We start from the raw sequence: 17,047 nt of genomic DNA on the forward strand, positions 1-17,047 counted from the left end.
TCCCGGCCGGAGCCCCGCACGGCATCAGATGGTGTTGATCAGGTCCGCCACCGAGTTCATGATCTGCGTGGGCCGGAAGGGATACCGGTTGATGTCCTCCCGCTGGGTGATCCCGCTGAGGACCAGCACGGTATGCAGTCCTGCCTCGATGCCGGCCACGATGTCGGTGTCCATCCGGTCACCGATCATGGCGGTGGTTTCCGAGTGGGCGTCGATCTTGCGCATGGCGGAGCGGAACATCATCGGGTTCGGCTTGCCCACGATATAGGGCTCCATCTTGGTGGCCGCGGTGATCAGTGCCGCAATGGCGCCGGTGGCCGGGAGCGGGCCCTCCTGCGAGGGACCCGTGACGTCCGGGTTGGTGGCGATGAAGCGGGCGCCGTCCAGGATCAGGCGGATGGCCTTGGTGATGGTGCCGAAGGAATAGGTGCGGGTTTCGCCCAGCACCACGTAGTCCGGCGTGGTGTCGGTGAGGATCATGCCGGCCTCGTGCAGCGCCGTCGTCAGGCCGGCCTCGCCCACGACGAAGCAGCGGCCGGGGGTGCCGGAGTTCCTTACCTGTTCCTTGAGGAACTCGGCCGTGGCCAGCGCGGAGGTCCACAGGTTTTCCTCCGGCACTTCCAGTCCCGAGGCGCGCAGCCGCGCGGCCAGGTCCCGCGGGGTGTAAATGGAGTTGTTGGTCAGCACCAGGAAGCGCTTGGACGTGGACACCCAGCGGTCAATAAGCTCCGCTGCACCGGGGATGGGATGGTTCTCGTGGACCAGCACCCCGTCCATGTCCGTCAGCCAGCATTCAATGTTTTCGTTTTCGCCCACGGTCTCTCATCTCTCGCGTACTTTGCTGCCCTGACGGTCGGTGCCCCGCCGCGGCCCGGACCCGGGCCGGAGAGGCCCGAAGCGGGCGCTGCCAGTCTTTCACCTTAGGCTGGAAGGGTGATAGACAGCCCCTCAGAACTCAGTGATGACACCGCCGATGAAACCACCGCCCCGACGCACCAGGTAGGCGTGGGCCCCTGGGAGGGGCCGCTGCCGGAAGGGGATCACTGGGACCCGGAACTGCTGGCCAACGGCGATGCCCGCAACGTAGTGGATGAGTACCGGTACTGGAAGCATGACGCGATTGTGGCGGACCTGGACACCCGCCGGCATCCGTTCCACGTGGCCATCGAGAACTGGCAGCACGATTTCAACATCGGCACCGTGGTGCGCACCGCCAATGCCTTCATGGCGAAGGAAGTGCACATTATCGGACGACGCCGGTGGAACCGCCGCGGCGCCATGGTCACCGACCGCTACCAGCACGTACGCCACCACCCCACGGTGGAGGACTTCGTTCAGTGGGCGCGCGGCGAGGGGCTGCGCATCATCGGGATCGACAACTTCCCGGACTCGGTGCCGCTGGAAACCTACGAGCTGCCGGAAAACTGCGTGCTGGTCTTCGGGCAGGAGGGCCCCGGCCTGAGCCCGGAGGTCCACGCAGCCGCGGACGCCACCCTGTCCATTGCCCAGTTCGGTTCCACCCGGTCCATCAATGCCGGTTCCGCTGCGGCCATTGCGATGCACGGCTGGATCCGCCGGCACGTGTTCGGCCAGAAGGTGACCTGAAAAGCGGCTGCCGGAAGACGCCGTCGTAATCCAGCGGAACCACCTGATGCGGCAGGGACACTTGTGGCTAGGATGTAAGGAGCCAACGAGGGCTGAAGGCCCTGCCGTAACGACCTTGGAGTCAGCATGCCTATTGCAACCCCGGAGATTTATGCCGAGATGATCGACCGAGCCAAGGCAGGGGGCTTCGCGTACCCGGCAGTCAACGTCACTTCCTCGCAGACGCTCAACGCCGCGCTGGCAGGTTTCGCCGAAGCAGGTTCGGACGGGATCGTGCAGGTATCCACCGGCGGCTCCGCCTACTGGTCCGGTGCCTCCGTAAAGAACATGGTCGCCGGCTCCCTCGCGTTCGCTGCATATGCCAAGGAAGTAGCCAAGAGCTACAACGTGAACATTGCGCTGCACACCGACCACTGCCCCAAGGACAAGCTGGACGACTTCGTCCTGCCGCTGCTGGCCGCCTCCGAAGCCGCCGTGAAGCGCGGCGAGGACCCGATCTTCAACTCGCACATGTGGGACGGCTCGGCCGAAACCCTCGAAGACAATCTGCGCATCGCCCAGGAACTGCTGGCCCGCACGGCCGCGGCGAAGATCATCCTCGAGGTGGAAATCGGCACCGTGGGCGGTGAAGAGGACGGCGTGGAAAACGCCATCAACGACAAGCTCTACACCACCGTCCAGGACGGCATGGCCACCATCGAAGCCCTCGGCGACGGCAGCAAGGGCCGTTACATCACCGCCCTGACCTTCGGCAACGTGCACGGCGTGTACAAGCCCGGCGGCGTGAAGCTGCGCCCGGAAATCCTTAAGGAAATCCAGGACGCGGTGGGCGGGTCCATCGGCAAGGACCGCCCGTTCGACCTCGTCTTCCACGGCGGCTCGGGTTCCTCCGCCCAGGAGATCGCCGACGCCGTCTCCTACGGCGTCGTCAAGATGAACATCGACACCGACACCCAGTACGCCTACACGCGTCCGGTGGCGGACCACATGCTGCGCCACTACGACGGCGTGCTGAAGGTGGACGGCGAAGTGGGCAACAAGAAGCAGTACGATCCGCGCGTCTGGGGTGCAGCCGCTGAAAAGGGCATGGCCGCCCGCGTGGTGGAAGCAGCACAGAACCTTGGATCGGCAGGTAAGGCACTCTAATGTCAGACGAATTCCGCAAGAACCTCCTCGGCCCCGACGCCACCTACCTGCCTGAGGAGACCGACGTCGTCGCCCGCCTGGAGGCAGGCGACGAACCGGTGGATCTCGCCGCGCAGTTCCCCACCTCCTCGCAGGTGTGGGCGGCGCTCGCGGACGAAGCGTTCGAGGAGGGCCGGAACGTCGAGTCCTACGCCTACGCCCGGGTGGGCTACCACCGCGGACTGGATTCCCTGCGCCGTGCCGGCTGGCGCGGCATCGGCCCCATCCCGTGGTCGCACGTGCCCAACCGCGGCTTCCTGCGCTCGCTGTACGCCCTCGGCCGGGCCGCAGCGGCCATCGGCGAGACCGAGGAAGTGGACCGGATCCGCAAGTTCCTCGACGATTCCGATCCCCAGGCCAAGGCAGCCATCGAAGCTCTGTAGGGTCGAAGGCTTACTGACCACGACGGCGGTCCCCGGTTTTCCGGGGGCCGCCGTTGTCTTTTGGCTACTGGAGTCCTTTTCGCTCCTTCGGGCCGTCCGGGGGGACCACACCTCCCCTGGCAGTCCGCCGGCGCCTACGCTGGAAAGCCGGTTGGAAGGTGGACAGTGCATGGAAAAGTTCGACCTGAAACGGTCCTATCCGGAACTGTATTCACCCCGCGGCGGCGACTTCACCCTGGTGGATGTGCCGATCATGCATTACCTCGCTGTCGACGGGCACGGTGACCCGAACACTTCTGCCGAATACGGCCAGGCTCTCGAGTGCCTGTATCCGGTCGCGTATTCCGTGAAGTTTGCCTCCAAGCGCGAACTGGATGCGGACTTCACGGTTGGCCCCCTGGAAGGCTTATGGCGGGCCGAGGACCCGGACGCGTTTATCCGCGGCGACAAAAGCAGCTGGGACTGGACCCTGCTCATTGCCCAGCCGGAATGGATCACCACGGACATGGTGGACGCGGCCGTGGCCTCGGTGGCGGCAAAGAAGGAGCTTCCCGGCGTGGAACGGGTGCGGCTGCAGACACTCACGGAGGGTCTTGCGGCGCAGATCCTCTTTGTGGGCCCCTACGACGACGAGGGTCCGGTCCTGGCCCGCCTGCACTCCACGTGGATGCCTGAGCGGCGGCTGACCTTCAACGGCGACCATCATGAGGTGTACCTCAGCGACCCGCGGCGGACGGCTCCGGAGAAACTGCGGACGGTGCTGCGGCAGCCGGTCCGCCCCGAAACGAGTTAAACGTCATCCCGTGTGCGCAGGGGAAGACCTCGTGATTTACGGCCCGCCGTCCGGAACGAGCTCGGCGTAGACCACGTAATTGTCATCAAAGTGCCCGGTCTTCGGGTCGTAGCCGTCGCAGGTAATCAGGCGCAGTTCCGGGCCGGCGGTATTTCCGTACACCTTCTGGGTGGGAAATTCGTCCTTGGGATACTGCTCGCCTCGCAGCACCGCAAAGACCGCTGTGCTGCCGTCCTTCCGGTCAACTTCGATCCGGTCGCCGGGGGAGAGGCGGCGCAGGTCGGCAAAGATCCCCGGGCCGCCGCCTTCGGCATTCACATGGCCCAGCAGCACGGCAGGACCCGTCTCGCCCGGGGTCGGCGAGTGCTCATACCAGCCGGCCGGCGACCCCGGAGCACCGGACGGAACCGTCAAGGCCCCCTGCTCGTCCAGACCCAGCCGGATCAGCTTCGATTGCGCCCCTATGGAGGGGATATGTAAGGTCTCCGGCACGGATTCCGGCATTCCCGTGGGCTGGTCGTTCGGTGCCGCGGAACCCGCGGCCGGCAGCGAGGACGACGGCGACGGGGCGGGTACCGGCGCGGCGGTTTCGGGGCTGGTTAGTGCAGCGGAATCCGGAACCGAGACGGAGGGGACAGGGGCCGGGGTCAGCGTTGTTGCTGCCGGCCCAATGCTGCCGCCGGCGAGCAGGAGAAATGCGGCCGCCGCAGCCGCACCGAGGCGTCTGCGGCGGCCGCCGGGAGTGTTCCTCATATCAATGCGTCCAGCAGGTTCCGCTTATTCCTGGCTCGCGAGGCGTCGCCGCACCACGAACGTTCCGCCGGCTGCGGCTGCCAGCACCAGACCGCCGCCGAGGGCCAGGACTCCGGCATTGGATTCCTCCGGCTCCTGGGTGATGCCCGTGTTGGCTCCGCCGGACGGCATCTGGCCCACCTGGGGTTCAACCCAGTTTCCGTTTCCGTCCCAGTGCCCACCTGCCACAGGCATCGGGGTCAGCGGCTTCGTGGGATCATCACAGCCCCATCCGTCACCGTCATTGTCCAAATGAGTACCGTACCGGGGATGGCCCCTAGGAATGTTGTAGACATTTTCTGCTGCCGCAGCGGAACAATTGGCGTACGGGTAGACCGGTGGCTCGTGGTGACCGCCGCCACCCCCGCCCGGTCCTGATGCCAGAGCCGGCGTCGCCGCGAAGAGTCCGAAACCAGTGATGGCCGTCAGAGTGAGGCCGGCTGTTGTCTTCTTCATGTGATTCCCTGCTTCCTGAGTAAAGGAGGGCATCCGGGTGTTGGATGACTCTGAAAGCGTAGGGATCCAGGTAATCGGTGCGCTCCCCCTCAGTACGAAATTGGGTCCGGGAGCACCGAAATAGTTCAGCAAGGCAAAGGTTGCCCCGGCGCAACGGCTTCAGGGCAGGATCGTGGTGGTGACGGCGACAATCTGCGGGGCGGCCGGAACGGAGCTGAACCCGAACGTCACCGGCGGTTCGACCGGACGCAGCCCGCCCAGGTCCTTGCCGTCCCACATGGCCGTTGCACCCGCCAGCGTGCGGATGGACCGGACACCGTAGAACTCGCGCCGCCCGCCACCGGCAGATCCGGCGGTCTGCACGCCCGGGACCAGCAGCCCGGCCACGGGATTAACGAGCTTCAACCACCACGGTGCAACGGCGAGAGGCGTCGGCACACGTTCCAGGACCCGGCCCAGGAAAGTCACCGGACCCAGCACGGCCTCCAGCCGCAGCGGGCCCGCGGCCACCCGGAGCGCTTCCGGGGAAAGGGCCGAGTCCACCGGCGCCACCACGGTCCGGTCGAACCGGTAGGTTTCGCCGACATACTGCGCTGCGGCGTCGGAAGGGGCCAGCAGCGTCCGCATACCGGCGTCGTCCTCCGCCATCACATCCGTGAACGCGCCCAGCGGAGACTCGAGCCAGTGCCCAACCACCAGCCTCGTGCCGGAGGAGGTGCCAAGACCTGCAATGTAGCCGCGGAACCGGTCCATGCGCCTTACGCTACCTGCGAAGCACGGCAGATAGTTCCGTTGACAGCGCATTACCGAGTGAGCAACGGCATGATCGGCTAAACTTGGCAGGTAAGAGCCCCGCAACTTGCGCCAAGGTACGCCGTCACGGCAGGACCTGCGAGTTCAGGGGCGTTCTCATGCACGGAAGCGGATCTGCAACAGCAGTTCCGGCCCGTATCTAATGGGGGAGGATCCCATGCCCGCTATTGTCATCGTCGGCGCCCAGTGGGGCGACGAAGGTAAAGGTAAGGCCACCGACCTGCTCGGCGGCCGCGTCGATTACGTCGTCAAACCCAACGGCGGAAACAATGCCGGCCACACCGTCGTCGTCGGCGGTGAAAAATACGAACTCAAGCTGCTGCCCGCCGGCATCCTCAGCCCCAACGCGATTCCGGTGATCGGCAACGGCTGCGTGGTGAATCTTGAGGCACTCTTCGCCGAGATCGACGGCCTCGAATCCCGCGGTGCGGACACCTCGAAGCTGCGGATTTCCGCCAACGCGCACCTGGTGGCCCCGTTCCACCAGGTGATGGACAAGGTCACCGAACGCTTCCTGGGCAAGCGTGCCATCGGCACCACCGGCCGCGGCATCGGCCCCGCGTACATGGACAAGGTCGCCCGGCTGGGCATCCGCGTGCAGGACATCTTTGACGAGTCCATCCTGCGCCAGAAGGTCGAAGGCTCCCTGAAGCAGAAGAACCAGCTGCTGCTGAAGGTCTACAACCGCCGCGACATCGACGCCGAAGAGGTCGTCCAGTACTTCCTCTCCTACGCGGACCGGCTGCGCCCCATGGTCATCGACTCCACCTACGAGCTGAACTCCGCCCTGGACGAGGGCAAGGTCATCCTCATGGAGGGCGGCCAGGCCACGTTCCTGGACGTGGACCACGGCACCTACCCCTTCGTGACCTCGTCCAACCCGACCGCCGGCGGCGCGTCCGTGGGCTCGGGCATCGGCCCCACCCGGATCACCCGCTCCGTGGGCATCATCAAGGCGTACACCACCCGCGTCGGTGCGGGTCCGTTCCCCACCGAACTGTTCGATGACATGGGCCTGTACCTGCAGAAGACCGGCGGCGAGTTCGGTGTGAACACCGGCCGGCCGCGCCGCTGCGGCTGGTACGACGCCGTCCTGGCCCGCCACGCTTCCCGCGTCAACGGCTTCACGGACTACTTCGTGACGAAGCTGGACGTGCTCACCGGCATCGAAAAGATTCCGGTGTGCGTGGCGTACGACGTCGACGGCGTGCGGTTCGACGAGATGCCGATGACGCAGACCGATTTCCACCACGCCAAGCCGATTTTCGAGTACTTCGACGGCTGGACCGAGGACATCACCGGCGCCAAGACCCTTGAGGATCTGCCGGACAACGCCCGGAACTACGTGCTGGCGCTGGAGAAGATGTCCGGCACCCGGTTCTCCGCCATCGGCGTCGGCCCGGACCGTGACCAGACCATCGTGGTGCGGGACCTCATCAACGAGTAAATCCACCACATACGGAAGGCCCCGCAGCCCTTGAGGCTGGGGGCCTTCCGTGCGTCTACCGGACGGCCTGCCTATCCGGGGCCGCTTCGGAGCGGCTCAGCACGCAGAACTCGTTGCCCTCCGGATCGGCCAGCACCACCCAGTCCACCTCGGTGCCCTGCCCGACGTCGGCCCGGACCGCGCCCAGCGCGAGCAGCCGCTCCACTTCCTGATGCTGAGTACTGCCGTGCGCTGCCCGCAGGTCCAAGTGCAGCCGGTTCTTGAGGGTCTTCCTCTCGTGCACGGGGATGATGTCGATGTCCGGACCTGCACTGCCGTCAGCCCGAACCAGCGAAATGACGTCGGCGTCGTTGGTTTCCGCAATCCGGTAGCCCAGCGCCTGGGTCCAGAATTCCGCCAACCGTGGCGGATCTGCCGCATCGAGGGCAATGGATGAGATGACAAGGCTCATGGAACTCTCCTGTCCGGCGGGGGAAATGATTCCCGAAGCTAACAGGGGCCGGGACACCGGTCAACGGGCAGGTTCCGCGCCCGGAACCGGTGCCGTCGGCGCCCGGCTCACCAGCGGTTCCGGGCCTCCTCGATCCAGCCGCCCAGACCGTCCAGCGAGTACTCGGTGCCGTCCGGGGTGCGCGCCGTTCCGGTCCAGGTGCCGAACGCCTGCCAGGTCCGGGCGCTGATCACGACGGCGTTCGTCGCCGCCACCCGCCGGTGGAACGGGGTGAGCACGGCATCGATCCAGGGTCCATGCACGCGCCAGGTCGACGCCGGATCGGTGAGGTCGTACTCGAACTCCAGTTCGCCGTCGTAATGGTGCAGCTGGCCGTCCACGATCAAGGCGTTTTCCGTGGCCGGTGTTCCGGCGGTCCACTTGCCGCCGATCTGCAGCCCGAGCCGGGTGCCGTCCACCGTGCCCGAGCCGACGCCCCAGTTCCAGCGCTGCGAATACGGCCAGCGGCCGCGGCCACGGTCCAGCACGGCGAAGGATTCCTGCCCGCCCACCGCATACTCGCGCCCGTCCACGGTCACCGTGCCCGAAACCCGGCGGGCCACGTCCTTGAGCGTGTACTGGTAACGGCTAGCGGACCACGGCACCACCACCCCGAGAACGTCCCCGTCCGCTTCAGCGAACAGATCCGCCGAGATCCGGGAAGACGACGCCTGCAGGCGGGTGCCGCCGTCGGCGTCGTGGAAGCGCAGGCTCGCCCCGCCGAAGGCGCCGAACGCCGTCAGCGGCGGCAGCGCATCCGGCAGGGAGACATCCGCGTAGGAGGGCAGGATCTTCAGCGGCTCCAGGCTGGTCTCCTTCCCGGTGCTGCGTTCGAACACGTACAGCTGCAGGGTGGAGGCGTAGTCCAGATGGGCAATGGTCAGGCCGACGGCAAGCTCGGGGGTGAGGATGCCCCAGTACTCCCAGCGCTTGGTCCGCCAGCCGCCCTTGGCGCCCGAGGGAACCAGGGGACGGTGCAGTGCGCTGCGGGCAAATCCGACGGCAGCCGGATTCAGCACGCCGGCGACAGAGCCAAGGTCAACGGGGGCAGTGATTTCATCCATGCGGCCCAAGTCTAGGGCGGGCGTAGGGTGAAGATGTGCCGGAGCGCCGCCGCAGATAGTTGTGTCGGGTGTCCCGATCCGGCCGGGAAAGGCAGACATGACCAGCACAGCTACGGCCGCCGTCCTGCGCGGCACCAACCAGCCCTTCGAACTTGCGCAAGTGACGCTGGATGATCCCCGTCCTGACGAGGTCCTGGTCCGGGTGGTGGCCAGCGGAGTCTGCGGCACCGACCTGGGTGTGCAGGCAGGCCACATTCCCTTTCCGCTGCCCGGCGTCCTGGGCCACGAAGGTGCAGGCGTGGTGGAAGCCGTGGGAAGTGCCGTGACTTCGGTGCAGCCCGGAGACCATGTCCTGCTGACCTTCACCAGCTGCGGAGTGTGCCGCAACTGCCGCAGTGCCCACCCCGCATACTGCGTCGAATTCCTGCCCCGCAACCTCCTCGGCGGGGAACGCGCGGACGGCAGCTCCACCCTTTCGGAAAACGGCACCGACCTGCACGGGCACTTCTTCGCCCAGTCGTCCTTCGCCAACCTGGTCCTGGCGGACGAACGCGGTGTGACCAAGGTGGATCCGGCCGTGGATCTGTCCCTGCTGGCACCGCTGGGCTGCGGCATCCAGACCGGCGCCGGAGCCGTGCTGAACGTGCTGAAGCCCGAGCCCGGATCCGTCCTCGCCGTGTTCGGCGCCGGCCCCGTAGGCCTGGCAGCCGTCATGGCCGCCGCCCTGTCCCCGGCCACGTGCATCATCGTGATGGACCTGGTGGATTCCCGGCTGGAACTGGCCCGGGAACTGGGAGCCACCGACGTCGTGAACTCCGGGAACACCGACGCCGCCCAGGCACTGATGGAACTGACCGGCGGCCAGGGCGTCACCCACGCCCTGGAAACCACCGGCAGCGTCCGCGTGGCGGAAACCGCAGCCTCGGTGCTGGCGCCGTTGGGCAAGCTCGGGCTGATCGGCGCACCCGCTGCGGGCAGCACCATGAGCCTGGACGTGAACTTCATGCTCAACGGACGCCAGATCCTGGGGATCACCGAGGGGGATTCCAATCCGCAGCTGTTCCTGCCGGCACTGGTGGACCTGGTGCAGCAGGGCCGGTTCCCGCTGGAAAAGATGATTACCCGGTACTCGTTCAGGGACATCAATGAGGCGGCCGCAGCAGCCAAGAGTGGAAGCGTCCTGAAACCCGTCCTGCACTTCGAGGACCTGGTCTAGGCTGGAAGAAATTCCGGTCCGGGCGAAGGTGGTCGAAAGTGTTAGTCAGCGTAGGTCAGTTCAGCCCGTCCGGTGAGGTCCGGCAGAATCTCGCCACCATGCGGTCCCTGGCCGGCAAGGCCAGGGCCGCGGGGTCCGAGCTGATCATCTTCCCCGAAGAGTCCATGTTCAGCATCGGCAAGGTGGAAGGATCCCTGTCCGCCGCCGTCGACGCCTCCTGGACCACCTTCGTCTCCCAGCTGTCCCTGCTGGCCGCCGAACTGGAGATCGCGGTCATTGCCGGCGGTTACGAGTCCAGCGGTGAGGACCGGCCCTTCAATACCCTGGTCCTGATTGACGCGACCGGACGGATCGTGGACACCTACCGCAAACTGCACCTGTATGACGCCTTCAGCTATGCGGAATCCACCCGGATCAAACCGGGCGACGGCGGCGTGAAGGTTCTGCAGGTGGGCGACCTCCGGGTGGGGGTCATGACCTGCTATGACCTGCGCTTCCCGGAACTGGCCCGGGCGCTCGCCGATCTCGACGCTGACCTGCTGGCGGTCCCGGCGGCCTGGTTCAAGGGTGAGCACAAGATTGACCACTGGGAAACCCTGCTCAAGGCCCGCGCCATCGAGAACACTGTGTGGGTGGCGGCTGCGGGTACGTCCAGCTCGCACACCGTGGGCCACTCCGCCATCCTGGACCCGATGGGGGTGCCGCAGGCTGCACTGGAGGATGAACGCGAGGCCGTGGTGACGGCGGACGTCACCCGCCGGCGGATCGACGACGTACGCCAGTTCCTTCCGGTGCTCAAGAACCGCCGCTTCGCGGAAAACACGCAGATCGTGGAGGCGCACTAGGGTCGGAAAATCCGGCGTCGAAAAACTTCGGCGGCGGCGTAACCTTTTCACACCCGCCGTCGATTACCTGTGTGTAACGGCCGCGCCGAGGCTCATCCCCCCAACGAGCATCGGTGCGGCCGTTGCGCGCATGACTGTGGCGGCGGACACGGTAGCATTTGGACCACTCCCGCATCCGAGGAAAGTGAATCCGCCGTGCCTGCACCGCTTACTGAGCAGACGCTCCGTGATGCGCGTGCCCGAAAGCCCGCGGCGCTGCGCGAGATCTACGACGACTTCGCGCCGGGGATCCTCGGTTACCTCCGCTCCAAGGGGTGTGACGACCCTGAAGCACTCACGCAGGAAGTCTTCCTGACGCTGTTCGCCAAAATGGACACGCTCAAGGGTGGACTCCGAGGTGCCCGCACCTTCGCCTTCTCCGTTGCACACGCCCGCATGGTGGATGACGTCCGACGGCGCGAGCGCGAGCCGGCGACCGCCGTGTTCGATCCGGAGCTGGACCGCCGTGCCACGGAATCCGCCGAGGAAAGCGTGCTGGGTGCCGGTGCCGGAGTTGCCGCCCTCCTGGCGGGTCTGGCACCCCAGCAGCAGGAAGTCCTGCTGCTGCGCGTGGTGGCCGATCTTTCCGTTGACGAATCGGCGAAGATCATGGGACGCAGCGCCGGAGCCGTGAAGCAGCTCCAGCGCCGCGCCCTCGGGGTACTGAGAAACCAACCGGAACGGAAGGAGGCACCGGACAATGAGCGAGCATCCTGATGCGCAGGACCGACTCTATGTCCGCGGCCTCCTGGCGGAAGCAGGCGTCGAGGAAACCCCGGAGCTGGTAGAGGCGCTGTTGGCTTTGCGCAGCGAGTCCCGTGTCCCCGTACCGGATCCCGAAGGGGAGCTGGCTGCCCTGTTTGAAGGCGCCCCCGTGCCCCTTCGCCCCCGGCGCAAGGGCGGCCGCGGCATCATCCTCGGTACAGCCCTGATCGGGGCGATGGCGGTCGGCGCCGGCGGCGTGGCGGCCAACCCGGATTTCCTGGTTCGGGCGGATCCGACTCCCATAGTCAGCTTTACGCCGGAGGTGCCCACAGCGGAGGTGCCTCCGCTGGAACGGGTCGAACCCGCTGAACCGGCCGAACCCGAGGTGCCCGCAGATCCGGTGGTCCCTGCCGCGGTCACCGAGCCCGAGCCGAATGCGGTGGTAGAAGACAGCCCCGCCCTCGAGCCGGAGCCCAAACCGGACATAGTCGTTGTTCCTGCTCCGGTGGTGGAGCCGGGCGGCAGTCCGCCGCCGGGAGCCGGTGACGGGGACGGTAACGGACCGATCCCGGACCCGCAGCCGGACCGGAACCGGCACGACGGCGGGCACCCCGGGTATTCCGGGGACCGTGGGCAGAATTCCGGGCGTGCCGGTGCCGGTATGCCCGATAGGCATGGATCCGCGCACGAGGGCTCCGACCGGGGTAACGGCCGGGGCAACGACGGCGCACACCCCCACGGCCGCGGTCCGTCCGGCCCCGGCCGGTAGACCCCGTCGGCGTCCCGGGCTCCTTCCTCGGGTGAAGCCGGGTGGATCGGGGAGCTTCCCGTTGTGGTTTGGTGCGGATGTGGGCTTAGGTAGCAGGTAGAGACGCGTGCGCCGCGGGCAGCCAGGAGGCCGGAGTGGACGAATACGTGATTGTTGTCGAGACGGGCTACAAGATGGCTTCGGCTGCCCACCGGGTGACGTTCACCGAGCCGATGGGCCGGCGGGAGGCCACCCAGATATTCCTCGACCTGATGGACGGCCAGCGGGAGGACCTGCTGCCGTCCCGGACGAACAGTTTGATCCTGGAGGTCTCGCCCATTGAATTCCTGCAGGTCCACCGGGCCATGGGCGGTTCCATGGTGCTGGACCGAGTGACGCTGACGCGCCGGCATTAGCCGTCGCCCGGGGGGGGGGGGGGGGGGGCGATGCCGTCAGGTCCATTTCCTCACCGCCCGTTTCTCCGCGATGCCCAGCAGGGCATCCGTGGCCTTACCGATGACGGCCAGGGTGATGATGGCCAGGAACATCCGGTCCGTCCGTCCGTTGTTCTGCGAATCCGTCAACAGGAACCCCAGTCCCATGGAGGAGGCGATCAGTTCGGCCGCGACCAGGAACAGCCAGGACTGGGCCAGGGCGAGCCGGAGCCCGGAGAAGACGGCCGGCACCACGGCCGGCAGCTGCACGGTGGTCAGCAGCTTCACCCCGCGCAGACCGAAGGCCCGGGCAGCCTCCACCAGATTGCGGTCCACATGCCGCAGGGCCAGGGCCACCGTGGTGAAGACGGGGAAGAACGCACCGATGGTGATCAGCGTGATTTTGGAGTCTTCACCGATTTTCATCCACAGGATCAGCAGCGGCACCCAGGCCAGGGACGGAACCGCCCGCAGCGCTCCGATGGCCGGGCCCAGCAGGGCATCGGCCAGCCGGGACAGGCCCAGCAGGGCGCCCAGGACCAGGCCCAGCGCGGAGCCGATGACGAAACCGGCCAGTACCCGTTGGGTGGAGATGGCGATGTGAGTGCCCAGTTGGCCGCGCTGCGCCAGGTCCGCCGCGGCGTCGTAAACCGCACCGGGGGGCGGGAGCTGGACGGCGCTGAAGATCCCGGCGGTGGCGGCGAGCTGCCAGGCCGCAAGCAGTGCCAGGGGAACCAGAAGACCCAGTCCGAGCCGGAAAAACCGGTTGTTCAGGCTGAAGCCGGCCTTCGGGGCAGGAGGCTGGAGGGCCGAAGCGTCCTGCTCGGAGGTATGGATGGGAGTGCTCATGCTCCCGCGTCCTCTGCGTTCCTGACGTAGGAGTCGTCCAGCAGGCTGTCGAGGGCCTCGTCAATCTGCTCCTGGCTGGCCACGTCTCCGGTCTCCACCAGGGTGGGACCGATCTTCGTTAGGACGCTGCGCTGCGCCTCGCCGGGTGCGGGGTCCACGTCCAGGTTGCTGCGCTCCGTGATCACTGTCTTGGCGACGGCGGGGTCCAGTCCGGCGACGTCGGCGAGGATCTGGGCGGTGTCGTCCGGATTGGCTGCAGCCCAGGCACGGGCCTTTTCGTACGCATTGACTACTGCCTGCGCCTGCTCGGGATCTTCTGACAGGAAGGATTCGTTGGCGGCCAGGAGGCCGTAGGTGTTGAAGTCCAGGTTGCGGTAGGCCAGCCGGGCACCGTGCTGTTCGGCGTCGGCCATGATCGGGTCCAGCCCGGCCCAGGCATCCACGGAACCGTTCTCGAGGGCGGTCCGGCCGTCGGCGTGCTGCAGCTGTTCCACGGTGACATCGGAGAGGCTCAGCCCGGCTTCATCCAGGGCCTGGACCAGGAAGAAGTACGGATCCGTGCCCTTGGTTGCGGCCACCGACTTGCCCGCGAGATCTGCCACCGACTCGATCCCGGAATCGGCGCCGACCACCAGGGCCGACCATTCGGGCTGGGAGAACACATCGATGGCCTTGATCGGTGAGCCGTTGGCCCGGTTGAGCAGTGCGGCGGAACCCGCAGTGGAGCCGACGTCGATGGCGCCGGACCGCAGGTTTTCATTGGCCTTGTTGGAGCCGGCGGACTGGACCCATTCCACTGTGACGCCGTCATCGGCCAGCTCTTCCTCCAGCCAGCCCTGGTCCTTGATGATGAGGCTCAACGGGTTATAGGTGGCGAAGTCGAGCGTCAGGGTTCCGCCGTCGGCCTCCTGGACCGCTGAGGTCCCGGTGGAATCCTCCCCGGCAACACAGCCGGCGAGGGCTAGGCCGGCCACAGCGACGACGGCGGCAAAGGTGCTGCGGGGCTTGCGGGGCTGGGAATAAGGCTGGAAAGAACGGCTGTTCATGAGGGGTCCTTAGGGAAACAGGGCGCGTAAGGGCGCAGGCTGATGGCGGTAAGTCGGAGGCAGCACGGCGCTGCTGAGGGGAGCGCAGTGCCGGGAGGTAAGGGGAGGAGCTAGTGGCGCTCGACGCCCAGCAGGGCAAGGAGGTCGCCGCGCATTTGGGCCAGCTCCGCCGAGGCGCGGTCCCGCGGTCGGTGGCCCGGAACGGTGACCACCTCGGTGATGGTGGCCCCGGGGGTGCCGTCCTCCCCGCCGAGGACAATGATGCGGTCCGCCAGCTGCAGGGCCTCATCCACGTCATGGGTGACCAGCAGGACGGTGGCGGGCGCCGCCCGGTGCAGGGAAAGCAATAGGTCCTGCATCTTGAGCCGTGTCAGCGCATCCAGGGCACCGAAGGGTTCGTCCAGCAGCAGGACACCCGGTTCCCGTGCGAGTGCCCGGGCAAGGGAGGTCCGCTGGGCCATGCCCCCGGACACGGCCCGCGGCCGGTGCTTCGCAAAGGCAGCCAGTCCCACCAGATCCAGGAGCTCGGCAACCTTGGCCTTTCCCCGGCTGGCGCTCGCGGACTTCGGCAACCCGAGGGCTATGTTGGCCTGCAGGGTCTGCCACGGCAGCAGCCGGGGTTCCTGGAAGGCAACGGCACAGCGGTCATCGATACCGGACACCGGCTTGCCGTCAATCAGGATGCTTCCGGCGGTGGGAAGGTCCAGTCCGGCAGCGGCCCGCAGCAAGGTGGATTTGCCGCAGCCGCTCGCACCCAGGATGGCCAGCACCTCGCCTGGACGGATGTCGAAGGTGATGTCCCGAAGGACTACGTGTTCGTCCGGGCCGGAACCGAAACTCCGGCCGAGCCCGGCGAATTGAACCGGCAGGGCAGCACTCGGGCGTGCCGTGCCGGAACCGGGTGAGGACGTGGAAGAAGGCAGGACTGCAGTCATAGAAAACTCTCCATCGATCCTGGCAGTAGCACCCTACGGAAGGTGTCCTGAGCCGGGGTAACGGCTTCCTGCGACACCAGCCTCGTTATTCCCGCACCTCAAGGAGGAAATGCGGCAACCAGGGTTGCTGCGGCTTCATCGATCCAGGTCTCTCAGCCGCTCGGGATGGTCAGGCACTACTAAACCCCGGAAGAGCAGCTCCAACAAGGCCTTCGCGTAATATTTCGACGCCGGACCGTTCGGCGTCCGGTTAGCTCCGGAGACTCCGCATTCCCGGGTGCCCGGTCAGTCCGCGTTCCCCGTAAAGGGCCCAGACAGTGTAGGCAATGGCCAGTGGAGCCTGCGCCCCGCCGATCAGAAGCGGTTCCGCGGAATGGAACTCGAGTACCAGGCTGTTGTTCTCCGGTTCCGGGTAGCACGCACTGACCTGGGAGTAGTAGAAGCTCAGCCACCGGCCGTTGGCCTGGCAGATAATCCGGCGCTCGGTCAGGAACATCTGGGTGTGCTGGACTTCCCTCCACTGCTGCCGGGAAGCAGCTTCAGCGGAACGACGCCGGGCAGTATTGGCCAGCGCGGTCACGCCTGCTCCAGCGAGCACAAAGGCAGGGGAGCCCCAGAAAAAGCCCGAGGTATGTACGTAGCTGCCGTCAACGCCGTAGAACCGCGCGTATTCCGCGGAGATATCCAGGCGGACGCTTTCACCCGGTTCCAGGACAATCCCCCATACTTCCCGGGACGGGGGTTGATGCCCTGTGGCGAGCCCGGCTGTGAGGGTCCGCGCGGCGGACCAGCACTGGGCATATCTCTGCCGTACATCCTCCTCCGCCTGCTCGGCCTTGGTGAGGTGGCCTTGCGAACGGCGGTAGGCGCGGAAAATCCGGTGCGCCCGGTTCCCCGCCCGGATGAGAAGGATGACGCTGACAATCGGCCAGCAGAGGAACATACCCAGGACGGTCAGGGCCTTAGACGCATCATCCATACCGGAGTTCATAACGGCCGAGGAAAGAACGGAGATCAGCAGATACAGGGCGATAATGCCGATCAGCGGAATGAGCCACCCCAAGTGCTTCTTCATGGCGTTACCCTAACCGTCCGGACAAATAAGTAAAGGGCACCGCACGGTGGGCTGCGGCATCGGATATCAGGTGCCGGCCGGAGTGGATCCCGGGATGTCCGTTGACCGCCGCGGCGAGGCACTCCTA

At 66.5% G+C, this 17,047-nt stretch carries 20 protein-coding genes; 10 read left to right on the forward strand and 10 right to left on the reverse strand.

Annotated features, from left to right (window positions below; genetic code table 11):
* Nucleotides 1-24 precede the first annotated feature (24 nt).
* Nucleotides 25-777: an HAD-IIA family hydrolase gene (locus N2K95_RS00875; RefSeq protein WP_260653684.1), complete on the reverse strand. Its 753-nt coding sequence runs from the start codon at nucleotides 775-777 to the stop codon at nucleotides 25-27.
* 159 nt (nucleotides 778-936) lie between these two features.
* On the opposite strand from N2K95_RS00875, the gene N2K95_RS00880 reads away from it, so the two are divergent.
* The 4 genes from N2K95_RS00880 to N2K95_RS00895 all read left to right on the forward strand — a co-directional run bounded on the left by N2K95_RS00880 (nucleotide 937) and on the right by N2K95_RS00895 (nucleotide 3,966).
* Nucleotides 937-1,605 (forward strand): TrmH family RNA methyltransferase, encoded by a 669-nt coding sequence (locus N2K95_RS00880; RefSeq protein ID WP_260653685.1) that lies wholly within the window; start codon nucleotides 937-939, stop codon nucleotides 1,603-1,605.
* A gap of 126 nt (nucleotides 1,606-1,731) precedes the next feature.
* A complete protein-coding gene (gene fbaA / locus N2K95_RS00885; RefSeq protein WP_260652507.1) occupies nucleotides 1,732-2,751 on the forward strand; it encodes a class II fructose-bisphosphate aldolase in 1,020 nt (339 codons plus the stop codon).
* Complete coding sequence (locus N2K95_RS00890; RefSeq protein WP_146359337.1) at nucleotides 2,751-3,173, forward strand: DUF3151 domain-containing protein; 423 nt, start codon at nucleotides 2,751-2,753, stop codon at nucleotides 3,171-3,173. Before fbaA ends, N2K95_RS00890 begins: the two co-directional genes overlap by 1 nt.
* 169 nt (nucleotides 3,174-3,342) lie before the next feature.
* Complete coding sequence (locus tag N2K95_RS00895; protein WP_260652508.1) at nucleotides 3,343-3,966, forward strand: GyrI-like domain-containing protein; 624 nt, start codon at nucleotides 3,343-3,345, stop codon at nucleotides 3,964-3,966.
* Between the two features lie 36 nt (nucleotides 3,967-4,002).
* On the opposite strand, the gene N2K95_RS00900 is transcribed toward N2K95_RS00895, so the two are convergent.
* From N2K95_RS00900 to N2K95_RS00910, 3 genes are all read right to left on the reverse strand, one after another.
* Nucleotides 4,003-4,719: a class F sortase gene (locus N2K95_RS00900; protein ID WP_260652509.1), complete on the reverse strand. Its 717-nt coding sequence runs from the start codon at nucleotides 4,717-4,719 to the stop codon at nucleotides 4,003-4,005.
* Between the two features lie 24 nt (nucleotides 4,720-4,743).
* The gene (locus N2K95_RS00905; RefSeq protein ID WP_260652510.1) at nucleotides 4,744-5,214 is read right to left on the reverse strand and encodes an excalibur calcium-binding domain-containing protein; all 471 of its coding nucleotides are present in this window, start codon (nucleotides 5,212-5,214) and stop codon (nucleotides 4,744-4,746) included.
* Between the two features lie 159 nt (nucleotides 5,215-5,373).
* Nucleotides 5,374-5,967: a hypothetical protein gene (locus N2K95_RS00910; protein WP_260652511.1), complete on the reverse strand. Its 594-nt coding sequence runs from the start codon at nucleotides 5,965-5,967 to the stop codon at nucleotides 5,374-5,376.
* A 217-nt stretch (nucleotides 5,968-6,184) separates the two neighbouring features.
* On the opposite strand from N2K95_RS00910, the gene N2K95_RS00915 reads away from it, so the two are divergent.
* Nucleotides 6,185-7,474 (forward strand): adenylosuccinate synthase, encoded by a 1,290-nt coding sequence (locus tag N2K95_RS00915; protein WP_227920787.1) that lies wholly within the window; start codon nucleotides 6,185-6,187, stop codon nucleotides 7,472-7,474.
* A gap of 55 nt (nucleotides 7,475-7,529) precedes the next feature.
* On the opposite strand, the gene N2K95_RS00920 is transcribed toward N2K95_RS00915, so the two are convergent.
* Nucleotides 7,530-7,925, reverse strand: coding sequence for a VOC family protein (locus tag N2K95_RS00920; RefSeq protein WP_260652512.1), 396 nt, complete (start codon nucleotides 7,923-7,925; stop codon nucleotides 7,530-7,532).
* A gap of 107 nt (nucleotides 7,926-8,032) precedes the next feature.
* Complete coding sequence (locus N2K95_RS00925; RefSeq protein WP_260652513.1) at nucleotides 8,033-9,028, reverse strand: DUF2804 domain-containing protein; 996 nt, start codon at nucleotides 9,026-9,028, stop codon at nucleotides 8,033-8,035.
* Nucleotides 9,029-9,125: 97 nt separating this feature from the next.
* On the opposite strand from N2K95_RS00925, the gene N2K95_RS00930 reads away from it, so the two are divergent.
* The 5 genes from N2K95_RS00930 to N2K95_RS00950 all read left to right on the forward strand — a co-directional run bounded on the left by N2K95_RS00930 (nucleotide 9,126) and on the right by N2K95_RS00950 (nucleotide 12,997).
* On the forward strand, nucleotides 9,126-10,244 hold the full coding sequence (locus tag N2K95_RS00930) for an NAD(P)-dependent alcohol dehydrogenase (protein WP_260652514.1): 1,119 nt from the start codon (nucleotides 9,126-9,128) through the stop codon (nucleotides 10,242-10,244).
* 38 nt (nucleotides 10,245-10,282) lie between these two features.
* Nucleotides 10,283-11,089 carry a carbon-nitrogen hydrolase family protein gene (locus N2K95_RS00935; RefSeq protein ID WP_260652515.1) on the forward strand — a complete coding sequence of 269 codons (807 nt, stop codon included), beginning with the start codon at nucleotides 10,283-10,285 and terminating at the stop codon, nucleotides 11,087-11,089.
* Between the two features lie 195 nt (nucleotides 11,090-11,284).
* A complete protein-coding gene (locus tag N2K95_RS00940) occupies nucleotides 11,285-11,845 on the forward strand; it encodes an RNA polymerase sigma factor (protein ID WP_260652516.1) in 561 nt (186 codons plus the stop codon).
* Complete coding sequence (locus N2K95_RS00945) at nucleotides 11,829-12,602, forward strand: hypothetical protein (protein ID WP_260652517.1); 774 nt, start codon at nucleotides 11,829-11,831, stop codon at nucleotides 12,600-12,602. The genes N2K95_RS00940 and N2K95_RS00945 overlap by 17 nt, the downstream gene beginning before the upstream one ends.
* 134 nt (nucleotides 12,603-12,736) lie before the next feature.
* A complete protein-coding gene (locus tag N2K95_RS00950) occupies nucleotides 12,737-12,997 on the forward strand; it encodes a hypothetical protein (RefSeq protein ID WP_255791479.1) in 261 nt (86 codons plus the stop codon).
* Between the two features lie 36 nt (nucleotides 12,998-13,033).
* On the opposite strand, the gene N2K95_RS00955 is transcribed toward N2K95_RS00950, so the two are convergent.
* The 4 genes from N2K95_RS00955 to N2K95_RS00970 form a co-directional block, all read right to left on the reverse strand.
* Entirely contained in the window at nucleotides 13,034-13,864 is an 831-nt protein-coding gene (locus tag N2K95_RS00955) for an ABC transporter permease (RefSeq protein WP_260652518.1), read from the reverse strand.
* Nucleotides 13,861-14,910 carry an aliphatic sulfonate ABC transporter substrate-binding protein gene (locus N2K95_RS00960; RefSeq protein WP_260652519.1) on the reverse strand — a complete coding sequence of 350 codons (1,050 nt, stop codon included), beginning with the start codon at nucleotides 14,908-14,910 and terminating at the stop codon, nucleotides 13,861-13,863. Before N2K95_RS00960 ends, N2K95_RS00955 begins: the two co-directional genes overlap by 4 nt.
* A gap of 110 nt (nucleotides 14,911-15,020) precedes the next feature.
* Nucleotides 15,021-15,845 (reverse strand): ABC transporter ATP-binding protein, encoded by an 825-nt coding sequence (locus tag N2K95_RS00965; RefSeq protein ID WP_260652520.1) that lies wholly within the window; start codon nucleotides 15,843-15,845, stop codon nucleotides 15,021-15,023.
* Nucleotides 15,846-16,095: 250 nt separating this feature from the next.
* Nucleotides 16,096-16,920 (reverse strand): hypothetical protein, encoded by an 825-nt coding sequence (locus N2K95_RS00970; protein ID WP_260652521.1) that lies wholly within the window; start codon nucleotides 16,918-16,920, stop codon nucleotides 16,096-16,098.
* Between the last annotated feature and the right edge of the window lie 127 nt (nucleotides 16,921-17,047).

The sequence above is a fragment of the Arthrobacter zhaoxinii genome, from assembly GCF_025244925.1.
In the GTDB taxonomy this organism is placed as follows: Bacteria; Actinomycetota; Actinomycetes; order Actinomycetales; family Micrococcaceae; genus Arthrobacter_B; species Arthrobacter_B zhaoxinii.

Coding starts and splice junctions, on each gene's coding strand:
- N2K95_RS00875 (WP_260653684.1), bottom strand. CDS start 777: ATGGACGGGGTGCTGGTCCACGAGAACCATCCCATCCCCGGTGCAGCG.
- fbaA (WP_260652507.1), top strand. CDS start 1,732: ATGCCTATTGCAACCCCGGAGATTTATGCCGAGATGATCGACCGAGCC.
- N2K95_RS00890 (WP_146359337.1), top strand. CDS start 2,751: ATGTCAGACGAATTCCGCAAGAACCTCCTCGGCCCCGACGCCACCTAC.
- N2K95_RS00895 (WP_260652508.1), top strand. CDS start 3,343: ATGGAAAAGTTCGACCTGAAACGGTCCTATCCGGAACTGTATTCACCC.
- N2K95_RS00900 (WP_260652509.1), bottom strand. CDS start 4,719: ATGAGGAACACTCCCGGCGGCCGCCGCAGACGCCTCGGTGCGGCTGCG.
- N2K95_RS00905 (WP_260652510.1), bottom strand. CDS start 5,214: ATGAAGAAGACAACAGCCGGCCTCACTCTGACGGCCATCACTGGTTTC.
- N2K95_RS00910 (WP_260652511.1), bottom strand. CDS start 5,967: ATGGACCGGTTCCGCGGCTACATTGCAGGTCTTGGCACCTCCTCCGGC.
- N2K95_RS00915 (WP_227920787.1), top strand. CDS start 6,185: ATGCCCGCTATTGTCATCGTCGGCGCCCAGTGGGGCGACGAAGGTAAA.
- N2K95_RS00920 (WP_260652512.1), bottom strand. CDS start 7,925: ATGAGCCTTGTCATCTCATCCATTGCCCTCGATGCGGCAGATCCGCCA.
- N2K95_RS00925 (WP_260652513.1), bottom strand. CDS start 9,028: ATGGATGAAATCACTGCCCCCGTTGACCTTGGCTCTGTCGCCGGCGTG.
- N2K95_RS00930 (WP_260652514.1), top strand. CDS start 9,126: ATGACCAGCACAGCTACGGCCGCCGTCCTGCGCGGCACCAACCAGCCC.
- N2K95_RS00945 (WP_260652517.1), top strand. CDS start 11,829: ATGAGCGAGCATCCTGATGCGCAGGACCGACTCTATGTCCGCGGCCTC.
- N2K95_RS00955 (WP_260652518.1), bottom strand. CDS start 13,864: ATGAGCACTCCCATCCATACCTCCGAGCAGGACGCTTCGGCCCTCCAG.
- N2K95_RS00960 (WP_260652519.1), bottom strand. CDS start 14,910: ATGAACAGCCGTTCTTTCCAGCCTTATTCCCAGCCCCGCAAGCCCCGC.
- N2K95_RS00965 (WP_260652520.1), bottom strand. CDS start 15,845: ATGACTGCAGTCCTGCCTTCTTCCACGTCCTCACCCGGTTCCGGCACG.
- N2K95_RS00970 (WP_260652521.1), bottom strand. CDS start 16,920: ATGAAGAAGCACTTGGGGTGGCTCATTCCGCTGATCGGCATTATCGCC.